Annotated in this window: 26 protein-coding genes and 2 pseudogenes; 8 read left to right on the plus strand and 20 right to left on the minus strand. The window is 46.3% G+C overall.

What is annotated here, in order from left to right; genetic code table 11:
- Nucleotides 1-5: 5 nt before the first annotated feature.
- Together SCACP_RS14040 and SCACP_RS14045 are read left to right on the plus strand one after the other, a co-directional pair.
- Nucleotides 6-791 (plus strand): annotated as a pseudogene (locus SCACP_RS14040) (P-loop NTPase); the annotation flags it as partial.
- 54 nt (nt 792-845) lie between these two features.
- Nucleotides 846-1217 carry a NifB/NifX family molybdenum-iron cluster-binding protein gene (locus tag SCACP_RS14045; protein ID WP_425061411.1) on the plus strand — a complete coding sequence of 124 codons (372 nt, stop codon included), beginning with the start codon at nt 846-848 and terminating at the stop codon, nt 1215-1217.
- 249 nt (nt 1218-1466) lie between these two features.
- On the opposite strand, the gene SCACP_RS14050 is transcribed toward SCACP_RS14045, so the two are convergent.
- Nucleotides 1467-1544 carry a putative holin-like toxin gene (locus tag SCACP_RS14050; RefSeq protein WP_425061412.1) on the minus strand — a complete coding sequence of 26 codons (78 nt, stop codon included), beginning with the start codon at nt 1542-1544 and terminating at the stop codon, nt 1467-1469.
- 278 nt (nt 1545-1822) lie between these two features.
- On the opposite strand from SCACP_RS14050, the gene SCACP_RS14055 reads away from it, so the two are divergent.
- Both SCACP_RS14055 and SCACP_RS14060 read left to right on the plus strand, forming a co-directional pair.
- Complete coding sequence (locus SCACP_RS14055; protein ID WP_425058117.1) at nt 1823-2020, plus strand: hypothetical protein; 198 nt, start codon at nt 1823-1825, stop codon at nt 2018-2020.
- 171 nt (nt 2021-2191) lie between these two features.
- A complete protein-coding gene (locus SCACP_RS14060) occupies nt 2192-2401 on the plus strand; it encodes a CLC_0170 family protein (protein ID WP_425058118.1) in 210 nt (69 codons plus the stop codon).
- On the opposite strand, the gene SCACP_RS14065 is transcribed toward SCACP_RS14060, so the two are convergent.
- Genes SCACP_RS14065 through SCACP_RS14075 form a run of 3 tightly spaced genes read right to left on the minus strand, consistent with a single transcriptional unit; the run spans nt 2398 to nt 6315 of the window.
- Nucleotides 2398-3618 carry a Ger(x)C family spore germination protein gene (locus tag SCACP_RS14065; protein WP_425058119.1) on the minus strand — a complete coding sequence of 407 codons (1221 nt, stop codon included), beginning with the start codon at nt 3616-3618 and terminating at the stop codon, nt 2398-2400. The genes SCACP_RS14060 and SCACP_RS14065 overlap by 4 nt on opposite strands.
- Nucleotides 3600-4706, minus strand: a complete 1107-nt coding sequence (locus SCACP_RS14070; RefSeq protein WP_425058120.1) for a GerAB/ArcD/ProY family transporter — start codon at nt 4704-4706, stop codon at nt 3600-3602. Before SCACP_RS14070 ends, SCACP_RS14065 begins: the two co-directional genes overlap by 19 nt.
- Nucleotides 4696-6315 (minus strand): spore germination protein, encoded by a 1620-nt coding sequence (locus tag SCACP_RS14075; RefSeq protein WP_425058121.1) that lies wholly within the window; start codon nt 6313-6315, stop codon nt 4696-4698. The genes SCACP_RS14070 and SCACP_RS14075 overlap by 11 nt, the downstream gene beginning before the upstream one ends.
- A gap of 544 nt (nt 6316-6859) precedes the next feature.
- Here SCACP_RS14075 and SCACP_RS14080 point away from each other — a divergent pair.
- Nucleotides 6860-7045: a transposase gene (locus SCACP_RS14080; RefSeq protein WP_425058122.1), complete on the plus strand. Its 186-nt coding sequence runs from the start codon at nt 6860-6862 to the stop codon at nt 7043-7045.
- Between the two features lie 181 nt (nt 7046-7226).
- On the opposite strand, the gene SCACP_RS14085 is transcribed toward SCACP_RS14080, so the two are convergent.
- From SCACP_RS14085 to SCACP_RS14115, 7 genes and pseudogenes are all read right to left on the minus strand, one after another.
- Entirely contained in the window at nt 7227-8384 is a 1158-nt protein-coding gene (locus tag SCACP_RS14085) for a phosphatase PAP2 family protein (protein ID WP_425058123.1), read from the minus strand.
- A gap of 495 nt (nt 8385-8879) precedes the next feature.
- Nucleotides 8880-9485 (minus strand): DedA family protein, encoded by a 606-nt coding sequence (locus SCACP_RS14090; protein ID WP_425058124.1) that lies wholly within the window; start codon nt 9483-9485, stop codon nt 8880-8882.
- 440 nt (nt 9486-9925) lie between these two features.
- Nucleotides 9926-10477, minus strand: a complete 552-nt coding sequence (locus SCACP_RS14095; protein WP_425058125.1) for a class I SAM-dependent methyltransferase — start codon at nt 10475-10477, stop codon at nt 9926-9928.
- Nucleotides 10478-10545: 68 nt separating this feature from the next.
- Nucleotides 10546-10878, minus strand: a complete 333-nt coding sequence (locus SCACP_RS14100) for a hypothetical protein (RefSeq protein WP_425058126.1) — start codon at nt 10876-10878, stop codon at nt 10546-10548.
- 59 nt (nt 10879-10937) lie between these two features.
- A complete protein-coding gene (locus tag SCACP_RS14105) occupies nt 10938-11543 on the minus strand; it encodes an undecaprenyl-diphosphatase (RefSeq protein ID WP_425058127.1) in 606 nt (201 codons plus the stop codon).
- Between the two features lie 69 nt (nt 11544-11612).
- Nucleotides 11613-11981 (minus strand): annotated as a pseudogene (locus SCACP_RS14110) (histidine kinase dimerization/phospho-acceptor domain-containing protein); the annotation flags it as partial.
- 15 nt (nt 11982-11996) lie between these two features.
- Complete coding sequence (locus SCACP_RS14115) at nt 11997-12155, minus strand: HAMP domain-containing protein (RefSeq protein WP_425058128.1); 159 nt, start codon at nt 12153-12155, stop codon at nt 11997-11999.
- 466 nt (nt 12156-12621) lie between these two features.
- Here SCACP_RS14115 and SCACP_RS14120 point away from each other — a divergent pair, with 466 nt between their 5' ends.
- The 3 genes from SCACP_RS14120 to SCACP_RS14130 all read left to right on the plus strand — a co-directional run bounded on the left by SCACP_RS14120 (nt 12622) and on the right by SCACP_RS14130 (nt 14620).
- Entirely contained in the window at nt 12622-13293 is a 672-nt protein-coding gene (locus SCACP_RS14120) for an N-acetylmuramoyl-L-alanine amidase family protein (protein WP_425061413.1), read from the plus strand.
- A 456-nt stretch (nt 13294-13749) separates the two neighbouring features.
- Nucleotides 13750-14169, plus strand: a complete 420-nt coding sequence (locus SCACP_RS14125) for a P-loop NTPase (RefSeq protein WP_425058129.1) — start codon at nt 13750-13752, stop codon at nt 14167-14169.
- Nucleotides 14170-14176: 7 nt separating this feature from the next.
- Entirely contained in the window at nt 14177-14620 is a 444-nt protein-coding gene (locus SCACP_RS14130) for a NifB/NifX family molybdenum-iron cluster-binding protein (protein WP_425058130.1), read from the plus strand.
- A gap of 19 nt (nt 14621-14639) precedes the next feature.
- On the opposite strand, the gene SCACP_RS14135 is transcribed toward SCACP_RS14130, so the two are convergent.
- The 9 genes from SCACP_RS14135 to arsB all read right to left on the minus strand — a co-directional run bounded on the left by SCACP_RS14135 (nt 14640) and on the right by arsB (nt 19745).
- Entirely contained in the window at nt 14640-14870 is a 231-nt protein-coding gene (locus SCACP_RS14135) for a thioredoxin family protein (protein WP_425058131.1), read from the minus strand.
- 35 nt (nt 14871-14905) lie between these two features.
- The gene (locus tag SCACP_RS14140; RefSeq protein ID WP_425061414.1) at nt 14906-15112 is read right to left on the minus strand and encodes a rhodanese-like domain-containing protein; all 207 of its coding nucleotides are present in this window, start codon (nt 15110-15112) and stop codon (nt 14906-14908) included.
- 88 nt (nt 15113-15200) lie between these two features.
- The gene (locus tag SCACP_RS14145; protein ID WP_425058132.1) at nt 15201-15524 is read right to left on the minus strand and encodes an ArsR/SmtB family transcription factor; all 324 of its coding nucleotides are present in this window, start codon (nt 15522-15524) and stop codon (nt 15201-15203) included.
- Nucleotides 15525-15604: 80 nt separating this feature from the next.
- A complete protein-coding gene (locus SCACP_RS14150; RefSeq protein ID WP_425058133.1) occupies nt 15605-16552 on the minus strand; it encodes a permease in 948 nt (315 codons plus the stop codon).
- A gap of 204 nt (nt 16553-16756) precedes the next feature.
- The gene (locus SCACP_RS14155) at nt 16757-17011 is read right to left on the minus strand and encodes a hypothetical protein (protein WP_425058134.1); all 255 of its coding nucleotides are present in this window, start codon (nt 17009-17011) and stop codon (nt 16757-16759) included.
- 10 nt (nt 17012-17021) lie between these two features.
- Nucleotides 17022-17552, minus strand: coding sequence for a permease (locus tag SCACP_RS14160; protein ID WP_425058135.1), 531 nt, complete (start codon nt 17550-17552; stop codon nt 17022-17024).
- Nucleotide 17553: 1 nt separating this feature from the next.
- Nucleotides 17554-18033: a hypothetical protein gene (locus SCACP_RS14165; protein ID WP_425058136.1), complete on the minus strand. Its 480-nt coding sequence runs from the start codon at nt 18031-18033 to the stop codon at nt 17554-17556.
- 28 nt (nt 18034-18061) lie between these two features.
- Nucleotides 18062-18385 carry a hypothetical protein gene (locus tag SCACP_RS14170; protein WP_425058137.1) on the minus strand — a complete coding sequence of 108 codons (324 nt, stop codon included), beginning with the start codon at nt 18383-18385 and terminating at the stop codon, nt 18062-18064.
- A 298-nt stretch (nt 18386-18683) separates the two neighbouring features.
- On the minus strand, nt 18684-19745 hold the full coding sequence (gene arsB / locus SCACP_RS14175; protein ID WP_425058138.1) for an ACR3 family arsenite efflux transporter: 1062 nt from the start codon (nt 19743-19745) through the stop codon (nt 18684-18686).
- Between the last annotated feature and the right edge of the window lie 9 nt (nt 19746-19754).

Consider the following 19754-nt stretch of genomic DNA (forward strand, 5'->3'; position numbering starts at 1 on the left):
TCAGAATGTCCTGTAACACGACGGATCATGAGCTTGAAGCGCAAGACCGGAAAATCAACCGGTTTTTGCAAAATGTCGATCACAAAATGGTGGTCATGAGCGGCAAAGGCGGTGTCGGCAAAAGTACGGTTGCCACCAACCTGGCGGTGTTTTTGAGCAGCCAGGGCTATCAGGTCGGCCTGCTTGACGTGGATGTGCACGGCCCCAGCATTGCCGGATTGTTAGGCCTTACCGGCCTCAAACTAAACATTATCGGCGATCAGATTCAGCCTTATCACTACACCGACAACTTAAAAGTAGTATCCATTCAAGGTTTATTGGACCAGCCTGACACCCCTCTTATCTGGCGTGGCCCGGTAAAAATCGGCATTATTCGTCAATTCTTGGCAGATGTAAATTGGGGGCCGCTTGATTTTCTTATCATTGACAGCCCGCCCGGAACTGGCGATGAACCATTGACTGTGGCTCAGACAGTTAGCGGCTGCTAAGCTGTCATAGTAACAACTCCGCAAGAAATTGCCTTGGCGGATGTGCGTAAATCCATCCAATTTTGCCAGAAAGTCAATATGCCGGTTTTAGGTCTCATCGAGAACATGAGCGGCTTTGTCTGCCCTACCTGCGGCAGCCTGCATGCCATATTCAAAAGCGGTGGTGGCGAAAAAACCGCGTCTGACTGGAATATTCCCTTTCTGGGACGACTGCCCATTGACCCCGGGATCGTAACCGCCGGCGATGCCGGCCAGGCCATAGACAGTTTAACCAGCCATACCAAAGAGAAAATGCAGCATATTGTAGACCAAATGCTGCACCAACTTCCCAATAAACAGAAAGGTGTTGATTTAACCATGAAAATTGCCATTCCCTTAGCCGGAGGAAAACTTTGCACCCATTTTGGTCACTGTGAACAATTTGCCATCATAACGGTAGCCGACGGAAAAATTACCGAACACAAAACCCTGACCCCACCGCCCCATGCTCCCGGCGTCATCCCCAACTGGGTGGCCGACCAGGGTTGCACCGATATTTTAGTCGGCGGTATGGGCGAAGCAGCCCAAGCCATCTTCCGCCAGCGCGGCATAAAGGTTCTGTGCGGCGCACCCTCGGACACTCCGGAAAATCTTGTCACCCTCTACCTGCGCGGTGAGCTTATCGATTCCGGCAACACCTGCGACCACGACCACGACCACGGACATAACTGCCCAATCTATGTAAATTAGGAGCGTGAAAATAAAACATCGTAGGTGGGAAATCATATTTGGGTCAGGTGTCCATATGCAAGTAAGTGGACCGGGACTAGATGATTTTTCCTGACCGGTTGCATATTATTATTTCTATGGGTATAATATAAGAAAAGGACTGACGTGCTCGACACACGCCAGCCCCACAGCACAGGTTGTCTAACCGGAAACGGTTGGCCCGGACTTTGAGTTATTGGGAAATAACCGCAGACCTTGCCAGGGGAGCGGTTATTTCTTTTTTATGATTAAAACAACAAGCGTTGCGAATACGATCATAAGATACATTGCCTCAAATGTTGTCATCATACCACCCCCTTCCTGAAAAGGGTGTGGCCAACCGTCCCCCGACAACCTGTACGATTATTATAGCATTTTCTGCCAGACTGAAAAAAGAAGTTTTTTGCGGCCTGGCTTTGCAACCTAGTGCTGCCCTCATCATCAGATGAGGGCAGCATTTTTATTTCTTCCCGCCCGCGCAGTTCGCGGCTCCCTTGCTGCCGCAGGCCCGTGCGCTCCCTGCATGGCTAACTATTGCGACCCGGGCAGGCTTACGATGTGCGGCCACAGGCTTTTGGTGGCTGCTCATGGTAAGCCGTTTTGATTGGCTACAGCATCGTAACGGCGACTTCCCCCTCCCGTTTGTTCGCCGGGAGGGGGTCAGGGGGTGGGTTCGTCAGAGCGGCGCCGGGCCGTCTGGCGCCGCCGCCGTCTTATTGCCTCCCGGCAAAGTGAAGGGCCCTGCCGTGGCTGCGTACCCCCCAAATTATTTGGCCGCTCCTTAGCGGGGGGGATTTGGGGGGTAGTCCTTCCCGCAGGGCGCCCGGAGTCCTCCCTTCCCCCCGAATTTATGTATCGTTTTTCACGGAGATGGATAAAATGTATTTAAAACCATTTAATTCCATTTCAGCGAACGATCAAAAAATGAAAGCGCTTATCCAAGGAGAGATTGCAGGTTGAGCGATACTTCAATCATTCAATTAATCACTGGCCCACTCAAACCCTCCTTTGCCGTATTTCTTATTTTCGTCGGCCTGTATTCGATAATCGTTAACGCCAAACATGAAAATAAGCAAAACCGCATACGTTCCGCAAAATTTGCCCGCCTCGCCGGCTGGTGCTACGTCATCGGGGGGGCCGGTCTTTTGGCCATATTATGGCTTTAGCGTTTTAAAACCGGCCTTCTAATATTAACCGTGATGTTGGTATCCAAGGGGGTTTGGGGAAATATCTCTTCTTCCCATCGCTCCTTTATGATTTTCCAATAGTCAGGATACTGATTATATACCAGCTTGCCCAGTCCGCATACTTCCACCCTTAACGCCTGTTGCTTGTTGTAGGATTTGTCGACTAACCGTGCATACTCGGCAGCCACCGCTTGTTCCACGGCTTTGGTAAATGCCGGATCTAAGGCATCTTGCCCGGCATTCTGATTCTCCCCCAATGTACCTACAAATTTTGCGTCCAATGAAAAACGCAACTTTCCTCCCTCTAAATGGGGTTTTACCTTAATATCCGCCTCATATAGCTCGAACGTAGCAATTTTCTCTGCATCAGCCGGATGGGGAACAACGATGACGCCTTGCTTCAGCTCCCGCTTTAAAAGCTTCGCTCCGTTCACTTCGAACTCGTCGAGTTCTCCCACCATCTTTTGCCGTCTGTCAAATACCGCGGCTCGTGTTATCTTTACTTCTTTGTCTTCCACCATTACCAGCGGCATGACGAATGACCGTTTATTCCTTATAGCTTTGGATATTTCCCCAATTACTGCCTTGCCCGCAAAGTACGGTGATTTATTCACATTTTGCGTCAGCTTTGCTATGAACATACTGTTTACCTCTTCTACTTGCAGTTTTGTCTTTAATATGTCTTCCGCCCGATCAGGCGTGACGAATAGCTTGACTCTGCGCCGAACCTCGGCATCGCGCAGAAAGAAATCGATTATATCGCCAATGCCCTCCCTAGCTACCGCCTCACTAAAGATCAAGATTTGGATATCCTCAAAAAACATGCCGAAATATACCTTTGTGTTAATAGCACGGATAATCGCAAACATGGACTCCCCTTCGGCAGCCCAAATGAGGTGTTGTTCTGCGCTGGATATTTCTTTACTTCCTTCTTTTTTTCTAAATTTCGGCAACTCCACGGTAACCCGGTACTTTCTCTGCCCCGCTCCCTGCGGCGCATACATAAAATCGTTTTCTCCTTTATCATTTCCCGTCATCGCATGATCAATGGCGATGCCAAGGACATAACCGCGGTTTTCGATTTCCTTCCGGTCCCAACAGCCGCTGACCGGCAAGGTAATGAATATGAGCAAAATAATAAGCGGCAAACGCCTCCGCAGCTTCTTTTGCAATAGCATCATCTCCGTCTGCGCCACCAAGCAATCCCCCATAAGAGAGGTAGAACGCCCAATCCCCATGCCAAACCGATATAATTGAGCCAACTAGCTGAGGCCATAACTGCTTGTATGTCCGGCGGCAAATTTTCAAGATAACATATCACAGGCAGCAATAAGACGATCACGGAGCGGCTATTTTCTAATTTCATCATGCGGGCTATCCCGAAACCAGTGAAATACAGCCAATTGACCAGCGCGGTAAAACAGATGGCGATCCAGACTATCACCAGATATCCGTCAATCCGTTCAATAAAAGTGTCGGGAATTTCCACAGACCGGTAGGCCATGACGGTTGGAATCAAAAAATCCGCAATTTCTTCCGGCCCTAATATGCCCAGTGTAATACCGGTGATAAAAACATATAGAACTGCGACTGCACCAATGCCGGCCAAGCCAAAGCGTATAACACTTTCCCTCCGGGCAACATACGGATATACAAGCCCGATGATAAACTCCGGCCCGCTGTAAGCCATCCAACAGGCTGCGGTTCCCTGCAGCACCGGTTTAACGCCGTTAGCCAATACGGGCGTATAATGCTCCGCTTCAATTGCCAGCAATCCTAAGAGGATTAAAAATATAAATATGGAGTATGAGAATAGGAACAAAAATTGTTGGACTCTTATTACCGGCGCAAGGCCGTGTTGCGTAGCATACAAAGCAAGGAGCAGCAAGGCAAGGACGATAACCTGAGACGGTGTTAAGTCCAATAAAAAAATCTTTACAGCCATTCTGAATACTCTGACAAATTGAGCTGTAATGGCTAACATTAGCGCCAGCATGATACAGTTTAAAATATTGCCGAAAGTCCGCCCCAACAATATGCAGTGATATTCAATCGAAGTATACGCAGGAAAATAAGCCGCCAGAGCCGCAGCAATCCGAAACGATGTCCCCATAAGCGCGCTTGCTAACAAAACCGATAGCCACATATCCTGTTTCGCTGTTTCGGCAACTGTGCGGGGAAGCATAAGCAAACTGGCGCCGACCATGATATTAATGATTACAATCATAAGCTGGAGAGAAGAAACCCATTTATTGGAGCCCATTGGCCTCACTTCATTCATCATTTTTCTGCCGTTTTCTGTCCTGCGGTTCGACGTATGCGGGTCGTTCGACCATTTGCGTGGCTGGTAAAACGGCCAACGTATCTTTCAGATCACTGAGATTCGAGCTGGACTTGGGAGCAAGAGGAGCTAAGTACGGTTCGCCAAAACTTTTCAAAATACTGAGATGAATGGCAATGGCGATCAGACCGCACATCACGCCGAACATGCCAAAACCGGCAGCCATGACCATGAGCGGAACCCTAAGCAACCTTAACGGCAAGCCCATCCGGTAACTTGAAATATTAAATGTGGCAATCGCGGTAAAGGATGTGACGATGGTTAAAGACGCACTCACCAGGCCTGCCCGCACCGCAGCCTCGCCAATGACTAACCCGCCGACAATGCTCACCGCCGGGCCGATCAATTTGGGCAGCCTTATCCCCGCCTCCTGCATGATTTCTAATAATGTTTCCATAATAAGCGCTTCGATAAACGCCGGAAACGGCACTCCTTCACGGGATGTCCCGATCGTCAGCACCAACGGAGTGGGCAGAAGGGCCGGGTGAAAGCTGGTGACAGCAACATAAAACGCAGGCACCGTTAAAGCAAAAAATGCGCTAACATACCGAGTGAGTCTGATTAACGCTGCTGGCATCCATTTTTCATAATAATCGTCACCTGACTTGAAAAAATCTGTAAATACGGTGGGAACTGTATAGCAGAACGGAGTACCGTCGATAAGAACGCCCACTTTTCCTTCGGCTAACGCGACTATGAGTTTATCTGGACGCTCAGTACTCATTACTGTGGGAAAAATCGAAAAAGGAGAATCTTCTAACAGGTTATGTATTCCGGAAGGCGCGGGAATGTCTGTCGTAATATTCCGCAGCCGTTTCTTGACCTCGTGTATCAACTTAAAATTGGCTATACCGCGAAAGTACACGATCGCTATCTCCGTTTTGCTGCGTACGCCGACAGTCTGCTTTTTAACTACGAGATTGGGATTCTTAATGCGGCGCCGTATCAGCGTGATATTGACACGAAGTTCTTCCGTAAAGCCGTCGCGGGGACCGCGTATTTCGGCTTCGGTCTCGGGTTCGGAAATAGCGCGGGAATCCACTTTCCGTGATGCTATAATGATAGCCGTATTAATTGTGTCAATAAACAATGCGGCGTCTCCCAAGAGTATCCTGTTTACAATTGGTTCCAGTTTATCTTCTTTCGTAACTGATGCCGCCGTCAGAATGATGTTCCGTATAACATCTACTAATTCAAATTGTTGGGAACCAAACGCTTCCGGCGAGCGCGAATTCGTAAGCTTTTCAATAACATGTTCGTTAATGATGGCCTGATCAGTCATTTCTTCCAAGAATACTATCGATGCCTTTAACTGGAAAGGTACAATCCAAAACTCCCTAAACTGAATATCATCACTACCCGCGAGTATCTCACGCAGATGCTCCAAGTTCACTTGCAGTGCAGTTGTGAGCTGATATGCCTCGCTCTCAACGTACTCTTCACGCAGTGTCCTAACAAGGACTTCCATGTCCTGCTTGACTTCAGCCGCTCCAACAATCAGTGCTTTTAGCTCTTGAAGCTTACGGGAAATACCTTCGGTATTATAAATCATCTTGATGATCACCTATTCCCATATCTATTATCCTTATCCAGAATGAAGCACCCTTGGTTCTATATTTTTCCATTAAAATCATGTTTTATACACCTGGAATAACCGGGAAGTCCTTAGGGTTGACTGTCAATATACGTTTCTGCCTCATCAAGTTGGCAACTGGGTTTGCCGGAAGCGGTATCCAAACAATGTCTTGTACCCCTTTTGATGGACAGAGAAACACGTAGTATACTGAACTGCTCCGCTTTTAGTAGACAGGGAGTGTACTTAGTACGTACCGTTCGGTATACGGCGGTTCGTATAGGAATTAATGGATTAAAGCGTATCTTTTACTAAGACTTTGATATCCCAGTTTCTCGAAGTATTCGTTAGTTAGGGTTTGACTAAGAAAAGATTTTGAGCAAGTAAAAAAACTCCTGAATGATGAAATCCAACAAATCCTTTTCGTTGATGAGTCCATGATTCGAGACTATCAAGCGATTCATCAAACTTGGTTTGAAAAAGGCAAATGCAGAAGTATTTCTTGGTTTCCTGAAAAATGTAAATGTTTCTGCCACCATATAGCCCGAACTTAAATTTAATCGAAGGCTTATGGAAATGGCTGAAAGAAAAAGTCATTTATAATGTATTTTATAAAACGGTTCCTGAATCAGGAAAAATGCAGAGGCATTTGGCTGCTATTAGTATTGAGCCAGAATCTGTTATCCAACGGCTTTGCTGTAAGCTTTAATTATACAAAAAACTTAATTCAACTTTTATATATGAAATCCAATAAAGATTTTTTCTAGGCGTGTTGTTAGTAACGCTCCACCGCTGGCGCTTGACTTACGCTTATACTAACAACACGCCTGTACATCTTTATTGGATACTACATAGTTAACCTCTGATTACATAGCGTACTCGTTGCACTTCTATGGCTTTTCCTGTACCCGTGCTCTCTCCCACCACATTAAGAGCGATATACAAAACGCCAGCCACATCGAACCGGCGGCGTATCCTGCTACCACATCGGTGGGATAGTGGACACCTAAATAGATACGGCTTATGCCGATCGCCACACTCAAAATAACCGCCAGCGTCATGACTGCCAGCCGCCCCCGCCAGGAAGATATATTGCGCATAATTAAAAATGCCACCATCCCATAAAAACACATGGTTGCTAGCGCGTGACCGCTAGGGAAACTATAGCCTGTCTCTTGCACCACTTGAAACAAGTCCGGCCTAGCACGGTGAAACAAAGTTTTCAACAGAAAACTAAGCACCGCCCCGCCTGCTAAACAGATAGCCAATGCCCCCGTTTCCCGCCAGCGTTTAAGATACATAAGCAGCAAAAGAGTAGCCGCTACAATTACAACGTAGCTTGTGCCAAAACCTATATCGGTAATTATAATCATGTTCTTATCCAGGACGGGATTCGCGAAATAACGGATGAGCCAAACAAAGCTGTCATCAAATAAAACCATACTATTGCGGAATAAAGTTTCCCAGGCTATCGTACCAAAAACAGTCAACATCAAGGCACTAATGCCCAAGCTTGCCGCAATGTAAAGCATCGGCCACCGACGCTCTATCATCTGGAATATTTTTTTGACCGGCGAATACCAGGGAGTCTTTTTGAATAAATGACCAATGAACCAAAATAGTACCGGTAAAATAATGAGGCTAGCTGCCCCCAATAAAAACATAGTTCCTACCACTACCGGTACCAATGGATGGCCCTGTGGTACGATTACCCATGGTTTGTGTTCAACACGTGCTCCCTGCGCAATTGTTGCACTGCCGCCAAGTACAACGATTCGCCCGGTTACCGTTGCCCCCGATTGTACTATTAAATTGCCGTCCACAACAATAATTCCATCAGTTACTTTGCCGCCTACGCTAGCATCGCCGCCAGCTACCATTAGCTTACCGATAGCTTGATTCGACGCAATCGAAGTATTCTTGTGCGCAAAAACATCGGGATATTCGTCTGATCTTTCCCTAGCAGCGCCAAAACCAACACTCATGAAAACAGCTAAACCTATGAAAGCGAATACTACCCATCTGCCCATTCGCGCATATTGAGCCATAAACATCCCCCTGATATCAAATTCTCCCGATTAAGCTTTAATCAACCTGAATCTCATTAACCACAAAGCAACAGGAGATACAAACCATCTATCTATATGAAATCCAATAAAGATTTTTTTCTAGGCGTGTTGTTAGTAACGCTCCACCGCTGGCGCTTGACTTACGCTTATACTAACAACACGCCTGTAAATCTTTATTGGATACTATATATATGAAAGCCACAAAAATATTCTCCCGCAATACGCGCATATCTATGTGGAATTTTGATAACGGTATACTTGTAGCAGCACAATACAAATTCCAGATGCCGCCAGTAAAAGTTAAAAACACGCTTAGCTCCCCGGTAATCCCGGAAAGCTGCCTTTTCCGCGGTAATAATTGAAATTGCTGCCGGAATGCCGGATGAAGGCGCAAACTAAGTGCAAAAAGATAGATTGGAAAGGCCATTTGATACAGGTCCATCCCTTCCGACTGCGGCCGACAACTGCCCGATATTATTTCAGACTAGGCTGGGTGTGATTTTTCCGATAATAATAGACCGCAATGACAATCAAACCCGCAGCAACTATTAGACTCGCCTTATGACCAATGGCATTTAATGCCTGCCAGTTCTCGCCCAAAAGCATGCCCGCATAAATTAATCCAATTGTCCAAGGAATTGAACCTAATAACGTATAGATGACGAACTTGCCAAAATTGACTTGAGCAAAACCAGCCGGGAGGGAAATGAAAGTACGGACAACAGGGAGAAGTCGGCTAAAAAAGGTGGCCTTAAGCCCATAACGGTCAAACCACCGCTGCGCCATATCAACATTGCGCTTGGATAAGAACACATAGCGCCCATACTTAGCAACTAACGGTTGTCCACCATAATAACCGACTAGGTAGGCAACAATTGAACCAACAAGTCCACCAATGACCCCGGCAATGACCGCCATCGTAAAATTCAACTGGCCAAGATAAACTAGGTAACCTGCAAAACCAAAAATGAGCTCACTAGGAATGGGAATGCAGGCGCTTTCGAGCGCCATCCCGATAGCAATCGCTACGTAACCCCATAGAGCAATATAATCGATAACCACATGGAAAAACTGTTCCATGACACTCATCTCCAGTCGTAATTTATTTGAATAATCAACAACAAATAGCTACTTTTGAATTCTTCTACGTCTAATGTCCAATAAGAATTCTTTAAACATGAATGCTACACAGACAAACAAAAATATTGTAATCAACAAAAACTTGTTTGTGTTCAATAAATTCTCAATTATATTAATATTGCTGCCAAAATATTTGCCAATTGCAAAGTATAGCAAGGTCCATATAAAGGCAGTAGAATAGGCCAACAATGCATATTTCGAATAAGACATTTTAGTCATCCCAACAATATAAGGTATAATATGACGATATCTATATGAAATCCAATAAAGATTTTTTTCCGGGCGTGTTGTTAGTAACGCTCCACCGCTGGCGCTTGACTTACGCTTATACTAACAACACGCCTGTACATCTTTATTGGATACTATCTATATCCACCTCACTATTTTTTGCAATAATAGACAAAAGCCGGTGGCAGATTTAATAAAACAAAGCTAATCTTTAGCTCACTAAAGTATTGTTTCAAGGTTTTTCTCATTTGCAGTGAATATTGAAAAGCAACGAAGATGCCACCCGGTTTAAGAGATCGATCTACTGCCATCATAATTTCATGGCGCACCGAATCAGGAAAAACGGCAAATGGCAATCCTGATACAACGCAGTCAACCTGTGGCAGATCATATTTTTGAAGAAGCCGGTCCAATTTTTCTGCTTTGGCTCCGTAATAAAATGCAGGGTACTTAATCCGCAAAGCTTCTTGCATTTTAAAGTCTTGTTCAACAACAAGCACCCGACATAATTCTTTTTTATTCTCCGAAATATAATTAGTAAAAACACCAGTTCCTGCACCTAATTCAATAATCGTCTCAATCTTATTCCATGGTAATTTTCCCAGCATTTTTCTAGTCAAGAACGATGAACTGGGAGTAATACTACCAATTTTTTTCGGTTCCATTATAAATTTATTAAGAAAGACAATGCGCTCTGTCATCATTTCAACCCCTCCAGCCGGATTCTGTTCTATGATCTATATAATGATAATGCTAATTTTCGCTGCCTTTTTTACTCATTACCTATCTTGAATCTCCTGGAACCGACAAGTACTTTTCGGGAGATTTCTGTTCCTCCTTGCGGCTCCTTACCGCCTGCTGCTTTGAAAAACCTGCTACCACCAGCAATGACTACACCAGCAGCCATCAGTGTATCAGCAAAAGCAAAGTCGCCGCCAATCCGAAACACACGTTTACCAATATGGGCCCCCTCTTCCGTCAGAAGATTGCCGCCTAGTATGATGGCGTGCTCGCGCACAGAGGCTGTCGATCCTAACCGCAAATTACCATTGATGACCATAACTCCATCGCTGATTGTGCCTTCGACAGTAATATTGCCGCCCACAACAAGAACATGTACTACAGGAAATGCAGATTATGCGCTCATCCAAATCCATCACCTAACTAGCGGTTATTTGCTCGCGCCGGAACAGGCAGGTTCAACTTGGTTTCAATGGTGGTCCATATGGCGAGCAGCCATGCCACCGGCTTGTCCAGCAATGCTTTATTGCGTTCAATCAGCCAACTGCTTATAAGGCCGGTCACCATCCCACCGAGAATATCACTCGGATAGTGCAGCCCCACATACACCCGGGATAACGCTACCAGAACGGCAAAGACCATCAAAGCGGTACTGCCCGCCGTGCGTCCGAAAAGACTACCCGTAATGGAAAATGCACCGGCGGCATGGTCGCTAGGGAAAGAAGCATCTTGCGCTCCTTGCAGCAACCGGTTTACCGGCTGATCCAGATAGGGCCGGTTACGGTACCAAACATGACTAATCAACTGGTTCATCCCCAAAGCAAGAAGCGCCGCAAAAAAAGCGTATAACGCGCGCTTACGATTCTCAGTAACCTCGACTATCGAACTGCCAATAAACCATAAGCCTATTAAATATAAACCAAATATCACCGGCCCATATTCCGAAATTATCATCATGACCTTATCTACCCAAACAGAGTGCCCAGATAATCCATTAATCATGAATAATAGCGTGTTATCGTACAACATAGTATTCTCCTCCTTCATTTGTGTTACATACTATAAGACAATAGACATGTCAAAAAAGATCACGAAATTCTAAATTTCATATAGTAAGATAAGCAATATTTGTTCCAGATGATTCGCTGTAATGGCGATTTGGACTCTCTGCAGTGCGACTAATTCCGTTGCGAAATCAACATCAGCATGAATAAGGGCCATATTCTGAATAGTGTGCTCGATAATGGGAACAGGCCATATGTTTTCGCTCTCAAAAGCTGCTAGCGGTACCTCCGCTTGTGATACCGCTAATAAATCCTGCACCAAACGCTTTAAGCGCTTGGTTTCTTGCAAAGACGCCGCAAGCGACTCTTGTAAGACTTTCGGATCGTTCTTTCCCCGGCGCAGCAGCAGCGAAAGATGGCCTTCGACAATAGCAATGGGTGTACGCAGTTCATGAGATGCGTCCTCAACGAACTGCTTTTACTGCCGGAAAGAGTGCTCTAGCTTATCCATCATGGTATTAAACATCGTGGCTAGCGCAGAAAGTTCGTCTTTCGTCTCATAAACTTTCACTCTTTCTTGCAGACCTTTTTCCTCTACCTTTTTCATGGTATTGGCCAAATCGTGAATTGGCGCCAATAACCGCGCGAGATGATCATCCGCCCAAGATGCTGAACAAAATTGCTGTGATACCACCTGCCATCATAACAGTCAGGATAAAATTCAGCAATTGGTGTACGTCCTCAATATTGCGTACAATTTCAATTGTACCTGTCAATACTTTGCTGCTCGGTAATTTTAGCTTCTTTAGCTAAATGGGCCTGCTCTACACTGCCTTTTACCTCGCGGTCATTATCGTCTTGCTCTTGATCCTCTTTATCGGCATGCCGGGCAATTACTTTTTTTACTGCCTCTGGCGCAGCGGCAAAAGCGGGGGGATATTGCAGTGGTTGCTGCCACTAATCGCATTATACAAAAGGAAGATGAGACGATCCCGAAAGGAACATTAGACTTTAATGAGAAATACTTGCCGTAATTTAATTTGGATATATTCCTACTTTTCGGCATATATTTTAGCCATGTGAGGTGAGAAAATGCCTTGAAGATGTTATACATCAGTAAACGTCGCTTTATCTTACTTTTACTACCAGCCATGTTACTGTTAAGCACTTTATATGCCCATAATACTAACCATAAGCTAACCGATAAAGTTATTGTCGTGGATGCCGGTCATGGCGGCATTGACCCTGGTGCAAACCGTCCAGGCATACTCGAAAAAGATATTAATTTGGCAATCGCGTTAAAGCTTAAAGATATTCTCAACCAATACGGCGCTAAAGTTGTATTATCCCGCCAAACCGACATAGAGCTTAGCCCCGAATGTGATAATGAAAAAATCCGCGGGCGCTATCACCGTGATTTAGCGGCGCGTGTGGAAATGGTGGAGGAATCGAACGCAGATTTATTTATCAGTATTCACGCTAACGCCGTTACTAATGCCAAACGGCACGGGGCCGAGGTTTTCTATGCCGCTGCGTCCGAAGCTGGTAAAACGTTAGCCACTTCAATACAAACCGAACTTTGCAAGGTTACCCAAGCTAATCGGACAGCCAAGCCTGCCGACTACTTTGTACTGCGCCGCAACAAAATTCCCGCCGCCCTCGTTGAAGTCGGCTACATTACTAATATGGAGGAACGCATGGCGTTACAGACCCCTGAATATCAAAGAAAGCTGGCTGAAGCAATTGCCGCAGGCATCTACAATTATTGTCAATAATCTTATCATAAGAGTTCATATATCTTACCAGAACAAATCTTCATATACACCGTCAACGCCAGCGGGTTTTTGGGCACATTGCAACGCTTTTTATTTTATCATTATTCTATAAACAAAAAGCCAGATTATCTTTCAATAATCTGACCATACGAATGGTTAACCGCCATGAGCCAGTTTAGCGCTCGCTGTCGTCGAACCGTCTGCTTCCAGCATGCATGACGTAAAACGGTTGGTCGATTTAGTATCCCATTTTTGGCTTACCGCTTTCCGTATGTATTAACAAGAGTACCCTGCATCCGGAAAACACCCAAGAGCTCATGGCTTGGTGCGATCATAACGCCATTCCCATTGCCGGTCAGCTGCCTTACAGCGAGGTCTTCCGTCATCCGTCCAATCGGGCAAAACCGTGCTGGAAATGCCGGAGAATGTTGAAGTCAAAGACTCGCTGACAAACCTTTGGCAAAACGTAGCAACCCGCTTAGAAGTTCCGGCTGCCAACAGCAAGCTTGGCTATCTTCAGCGAAAGCTCAATCCCTTACGCATGCCGAAACCATTGCCATCGGCGAACAAATTCAACCATACTTCTACAGCGATCATTTGAAGGTTGTCACGATTCAAGGCTTACTGGAAAATCCCGACGATCCCTTGATCTGGCGCGGCCCGGTAAAAATCGGGATTATCCGCCAATTCTTATCGGATGTAAACTGGGGCCCACTCGATTTTCTCATCATGGACAGTCCGCCCGGAACCGGTGCTGAGTCGCTGACCGTAGCCCAAACCGTTACCGGCTGCCAGGCTGTCATCGTAACAACGCCGCAAGAAATTGCCTTGGCGGACGTTACTTCATCAACTTCCCACAAAACAGAAAGGTGTTGACAAAACCATGAAAATTGCCATTCCTTTAGCTGGAGGAAAACTTTGTACCCATTTTGGTCACTGTGAACAATTTGCCATCGTAACCGTAGAGAACGGCAACATTGCAAAACAAGAAACCCTGACCCCGCCGCCCCACGCACCTGGCGTCATCCCTAACTGGATTGCTGACCAAGGCTGCACGGACATTTTAGTCGGCGGCATGGGGGAAGCGGCCCAGGCCATTTTACAGGAACGCGGCATACATGTTCTGTGCGGCGCTCCATCGGACACTCCTGAAAACTTGGTTGCCCTTTATTTGCGCGGCGAACTTGCCGATTCCGGCAACGCCGGTACAACAGGCCGTCTGTGTGCTAGTCTGCTCCCCGCAACAACAATCTGCTTTCTTACTATTCATCATGCTCGCTCCTCTCCTTTCCCTTGTCCAGGTACTAAGATGCACAGCGCCGTTTGACGCTGTGCATCTTTCTCTGTTACCGCAGCATTGCTTTGATTTCTTCTTTGCCTGGCACTTTGCCGGCAACTTTGACTTTGCCATCGACCACCAGCGCCGGGGTAGTCATGACGCCGTACTTCATGATTTCTTTGAAATCTTCCACTTTTACAAAATCAGCGGTAATGCCCAGTTCTTCCGCCGCTTGTTTGGCTGTGTTGTACAAAGTATTGCACTTCTGACAGCCCATACCTAAGATTTCGATTTTCATTTTATTACCTCCAATTGATCTACTTATTCTTTGTCTCAAGCGAATGGCCAAGACACAATGCCGCCTTCCATAACCTTGACATTTTCAAAACCTGCGCCTTCCAAAATGCCTTCTGCCTCATAGCCGCGCAGACTGATTTTGCAAAAAGCCACAATTTCATCGTCTTTATTTAGTTCCGCCAACCGGCTGCGCAATTGTCCCAGCGGAATGTACTTGATATTTTTGCAGTCAGCCAGCCGTATTTGCTTGCATTCGCCCGGCCGCCACCCCGCCGATTACAATAATGTTTTTCATGTCTTCTCCCCCTTGTATGTCTATGCCCTGCTGGTTTTATTTCAAATACTTTAACAGACTATGGCTGTGACCAATCTGTTCACTTAATGTTTGTTCCGCTGCCCCAACTAATTGTGTTACCGATGGATAGGCAATCCAATAGATGACGCGCTGACCGTCTTTGCGCGAATCAATCAAACCTTGTTTCTTCAGAACACCGAGATGCTGCGAAAAATTGGACTGTTCAATGTCGATTTCCTCAATCATCTCACACACGCACCGCTCGCCATCGGCGAGCATGTGCAGAATTTTGATACGCACCGGATGCCCTAACGTTTTAAACAGTTCCGCCGTCAATTTAATCACAATATCTTCCGCCATGATGAATACCTCCTAAAACCGCATTGCGTAAATAGCCGTTGATAATGCTTACAACCCATCAACAACATTTGCTAATATGATTAAATTATAATATTAAAGAGATAGCCGGTAAAGATAATCGATACCGCCAGAATAGCAATAAAGATAGCAATGAGTTTGGGTTTCAATACATTGCGAAGGATAATCATCTCCGGAAAACTCAGCGCGGTCACGGCCATCATAAATGCCAAAGCCGTACCCAGGCTCATGCCTTTCTGGATAAGCGCGGTGACAATCGGAATGACGCCCGCGGCGTTGGAATATAACGGCACACCGATTAAGACCGCCATCGGCACAGCCCAGATATTATCCTTGCCCGCATACTGGACTAAAAAATTCTCCGGCGCGTAACCATGAATGAAACCGCCGATGCCAATGGCAATGATAACGTACAGCCATACCTTTTTCAAAATTTCTCGCGTATAGTCACGGGCATAGCGCACCCTATCGGCAAAGGTCTGCTCGATTATTTCGGTTTCGCCCACTTTCATTTGATAAACGTATTCTTCCACCAGATGTTCTAATTTGCCTTTACCAATCAGATAGCCGGCGATAACCGCGATGGTGACGCCACTGGCAATATAGATAGCGGCAATTTTCCAGCCTAATAATCCCCACAGCATAACCAGTGCCACTTCATTGACCATCGGCGAAGAAATTAAAAAGGAAAAGGTTATACCAAGCGGTACGCCGGACTCAATAAAGCCGATAAATACCGGTACGGCGGAACAAGAACAAAAAGGGGTGACAATGCCTAAGAGAGCAGCCACGATGTTCCCGTACAATTCCCGCTTGTGGCTCAAGATTTTTTTCGTGCGCTCCGGCGGGAAGTACGAACGCAGTATCGATACGCCAAAGATAATGATGGTCAACATGAGAAAAATTTTCAAACTGTCATAGACAAAGAAGTTGAGCGCTTCGCCTAACATGGTGCCGGGCGCCAGACCCAGCCAGTGATATACCAACAGGTCCGCAAACGCTTGCAACATAAAAGCCACCTCCAGTAATGTAATTAGCGGTTGCCCTATTATTTCGGCAGTACCAAAAACGTAAGAGCAACCCGCTCGCAATGTAACACAGAATTATAAAATATGTTTTGCTATTGCTCATTCTACGTAATAGCATATCCCTTATTTATGAAGCTTACTGTCGCCAGTTATGCTATTTATAGGGCTTACTCCCGCATTATTCCCCTATGAAGCCTTCATTGACTCTCCCAACTTCATTACCTGCGCTAACGGCGGCGTATTGTAGCTGGTACCGATACATATCAGCAAAATCACGATAATTGCAGCAAGCGACTCTGACTGCAGGATATGAACGCCTTCCCGCTTTACTTTTAAATATTGTTTTATCGCAGCAAAATTGTAGTACAAGTGTACCATGACAACAAGTAAGACCACAAATGAAAAAATGGTATGGAACCTTACACACTCTTCCTTTATCATGTTCTCAGTTTTATGGTTGCCGGTGTTTCGTATAAATTGCCTGCTTTTCAGTTTCAGACAGCAATCGATCAAGGATAAACGCAATCAATACAATCCCTGTAAAACTGCAAATCCAGCGCGTTACCGAAAACAAGCCGCCTAAGAATTGAGTTTCAAACAGAAACATCGGAACTTTCAGCGTCGCCCATGATCCGATAAATACCATGACGTTGAAAAAACTGGCCCCTTTTTTCATCATCACCGCCGCCACCGGAAAGGCCCCATACAGTGGTCCGGCAGCGGCAGCCCCCAAAACAGTCGCCAACATCAGCCCTCTTATGCCGGAACCGGAGCCCAGATGGCTTACCACCTTTTCCCGCGGCACCCAGGTGTCCAATAGCCCCAATATAATAAAGATCGGGGGAATAAAACTGAGCATTTCAAGAAAGCTATCGGTCGTCCGCAGGGCAATTTGCGTCCCCAGTGCAGGGTTCCAGACAAAAACCGCACCATCGGCCAACAAGGCCAGGATAACCCATTTGTACCGTACAAGCTGCGCCATCCTAGCCCACCACCTTTCCTAAAACAAAGGCCACGAGGAAAGAAAACAGCAGGCTCATTCCATTGCGCAAGAGCATGGTCTTCCGGCTGAAAAACTGGGTTTCCATGGGCGCCGTTACGACCCCGACCATCATTAAGGTCGAAATGAACACCGCCACCTGCATAATACCTGCTCCCATATCCAGGACGGCTTTGGCGAGTGGAAAGGCAATAAATCCCGGTATCAGCGTAATCGAGCCAATCGCGGCAGCCACAACCATGCCGGTTGCACCGGAATTGGCCCCCAGTAATTGATTGACCGTTGCCGGTGAAATTACTGCCATGGTTGCCCCAATGAGCAGAAGAATAAGGGCAAAGGCCGGCAGGATATTATCAAACGCCTTCCACGCTTTTTTCAGAGACTGTTTGGTTTTCTGCCGGTCTTTCGCATAGGACCATACTACACCGGCTGCAGCCAGCACATAAAAGAATAAAACATCCAATGTTTACACCTTCAATCCCTATATTGATTTACTGCACTGCCGAGAAAGTACAAACCCCGCCCCGGCAGCCCCAACAGCTCACATCGGCGTCCTCTTCCACCACTTGTATGGTCGTATGCCGGATGCCGAACTGCTGTTCCATCAGCGGTACCGCCTGAGAAAGTACCTGCGACGGGCTGACCCCTTTATGCACCAGCATGTGGCAGCTAAATACTTCATAACCGGATGTCACGGTCCACACATGTACATCATGCACATTGACCACCCCGTCAATCGCTGTCAGTGCTGCGGTAATCGCGGCAACATCCGCCTTGCCTGAAGAGCACCCAGGCACTGGCCAGATTGGCCACAAGCCCGATAAAGGCGATTATCATCATGGTTCCCGACCCAATAGCGGGGGGCCATTAAGCGTGATCATGGCCGTGGTCGTAGTGATCGTTGTCATGATCATCGTGCCCGTGATTGTGCATAAACGTTCCCTCCTCGTTTACTATGAACCTGTTCTAAAAATATATTAGATTTTTATCATATTATAAAATATGTCATTGATAAATACAAGGTGAATTTTTTTCACCAAGCTAAAATAATTTTTCTACCCCCCAATACAAAAAGGCAGAACGTTTTGTCCTGCCTAATGCATACTTCCTATTTTATTTACCGAGTTCTTTAACATTCAGCGGGAACCAGTGGCGCGTGCGGTTGCAGAAATTGCACACCGACAGCATCACCGGAACTTCTACCAGCACACCCACAACCGTTGCCAGCGTCGCCCCGGACTTAAGACCAAAGAGGGATATGGTAACAGCCACCGCCAGTTCAAAGAAGTTGCTGGCCCCAATTAAGGCTCCTGGCGCGGCGATCGAGTGCGGTACATTAAATAAATTAGCCAAGCCATAGGCCAATGAAGAATTAAAATATACTTGTATGGTAATCGGAATAGCAACCAGCACGATATTAAACCAGTTGCTTGTGATGGTTTCGCCCTGGAAGGCAAAGATGATAACCAACGTCACGAGCAGGGCAATAATGGTCACCGGTTTCAGCGGGGCTAAAAATTTGGTGTTAAACCAGTCCTCCCCCTGAACCTTAAGCAACACTCGGCGCGTTAAGTACCCTGCGACAAGCGGGATGACGATATACAGCACAACCGACATAAACAGTACATCTTTAGGCACAACGATATTAGATACTCCCAGCAAGAACATGACAATCGGCGCAAATAAAAACAGCATGACCAGATCGTTAATCGCCACTTGGACCAAAGTATAAGCCGGGTCGCCGTCGGTTAGATAGCTCCAGACAAACACCATGGCCGTGCAAGGCGCGGCCGCCAGGATAATCGTGCCGGCAATGTATTCATTGGCCAACTGGTCGCCAATCAAACCAATAAAAACGTGCTTAAAGAACAGCCAACCGAGAAAAGCCATGCTGAAGGGCTTTACCACCCAGTTAACAAACAACGTAATGAGCAGCCCTCTGGGTTTATCGCCGACTTTCAAAATAGCCGAAAAGTCAATTTTAAGCATCATGGGGTAAATCATCAGCCAAATGAGCACCGCAATAGGCAGGTTGACGTGACTGACCTCCATTTGACTTAATGCGGCTACTGCTCCCGGAAACAATTTACCCAAAATAATACCAATAACGATACACGCCGCAACCCATAAACTTAAATACCGTTCGAAAAAATCCAGTCTTTTTTCCTCTGCCATACAAACGCT

The sequence above is a fragment of the Sporomusaceae bacterium ACPt genome, assembly GCA_041428575.1.
GTDB lineage: Bacteria > Bacillota > Negativicutes > Sporomusales > Sporomusaceae > Sporomusa_D > Sporomusa_D carbonis.

Excerpts from the sequence above, each read along its gene's own strand:
- SCACP_RS14045 (WP_425061411.1), top strand. The coding sequence starts at position 846 with ATGAAAATTGCCATTCCCTTAGCCGGAGGAAAACTTTGCACCCATTTT.
- SCACP_RS14050 (WP_425061412.1), bottom strand. The coding sequence starts at position 1,544 with ATGATGACAACATTTGAGGCAATGTATCTTATGATCGTATTCGCAACG.
- SCACP_RS14055 (WP_425058117.1), top strand. The coding sequence starts at position 1,823 with ATGGTAAGCCGTTTTGATTGGCTACAGCATCGTAACGGCGACTTCCCC.
- SCACP_RS14070 (WP_425058120.1), bottom strand. The coding sequence starts at position 4,706 with ATGATGAATGAAGTGAGGCCAATGGGCTCCAATAAATGGGTTTCTTCT.
- SCACP_RS14075 (WP_425058121.1), bottom strand. The coding sequence starts at position 6,315 with ATGATTTATAATACCGAAGGTATTTCCCGTAAGCTTCAAGAGCTAAAA.
- SCACP_RS14080 (WP_425058122.1), top strand. The coding sequence starts at position 6,860 with ATGTTTCTGCCACCATATAGCCCGAACTTAAATTTAATCGAAGGCTTA.
- SCACP_RS14085 (WP_425058123.1), bottom strand. The coding sequence starts at position 8,384 with ATGGCTCAATATGCGCGAATGGGCAGATGGGTAGTATTCGCTTTCATA.
- SCACP_RS14090 (WP_425058124.1), bottom strand. The coding sequence starts at position 9,485 with ATGGAACAGTTTTTCCATGTGGTTATCGATTATATTGCTCTATGGGGT.
- SCACP_RS14095 (WP_425058125.1), bottom strand. The coding sequence starts at position 10,477 with ATGATGACAGAGCGCATTGTCTTTCTTAATAAATTTATAATGGAACCG.
- SCACP_RS14105 (WP_425058127.1), bottom strand. The coding sequence starts at position 11,543 with ATGTTGTACGATAACACGCTATTATTCATGATTAATGGATTATCTGGG.
- SCACP_RS14120 (WP_425061413.1), top strand. The coding sequence starts at position 12,622 with ATGTTATACATCAGTAAACGTCGCTTTATCTTACTTTTACTACCAGCC.
- SCACP_RS14130 (WP_425058130.1), top strand. The coding sequence starts at position 14,177 with ATGAAAATTGCCATTCCTTTAGCTGGAGGAAAACTTTGTACCCATTTT.
- SCACP_RS14135 (WP_425058131.1), bottom strand. The coding sequence starts at position 14,870 with ATGAAAATCGAAATCTTAGGTATGGGCTGTCAGAAGTGCAATACTTTG.
- SCACP_RS14145 (WP_425058132.1), bottom strand. The coding sequence starts at position 15,524 with ATGGCGGAAGATATTGTGATTAAATTGACGGCGGAACTGTTTAAAACG.
- SCACP_RS14150 (WP_425058133.1), bottom strand. The coding sequence starts at position 16,552 with ATGTTGCAAGCGTTTGCGGACCTGTTGGTATATCACTGGCTGGGTCTG.
- SCACP_RS14155 (WP_425058134.1), bottom strand. The coding sequence starts at position 17,011 with ATGATAAAGGAAGAGTGTGTAAGGTTCCATACCATTTTTTCATTTGTG.
- SCACP_RS14160 (WP_425058135.1), bottom strand. The coding sequence starts at position 17,552 with ATGGCGCAGCTTGTACGGTACAAATGGGTTATCCTGGCCTTGTTGGCC.
- arsB (WP_425058138.1), bottom strand. The coding sequence starts at position 19,745 with ATGGCAGAGGAAAAAAGACTGGATTTTTTCGAACGGTATTTAAGTTTA.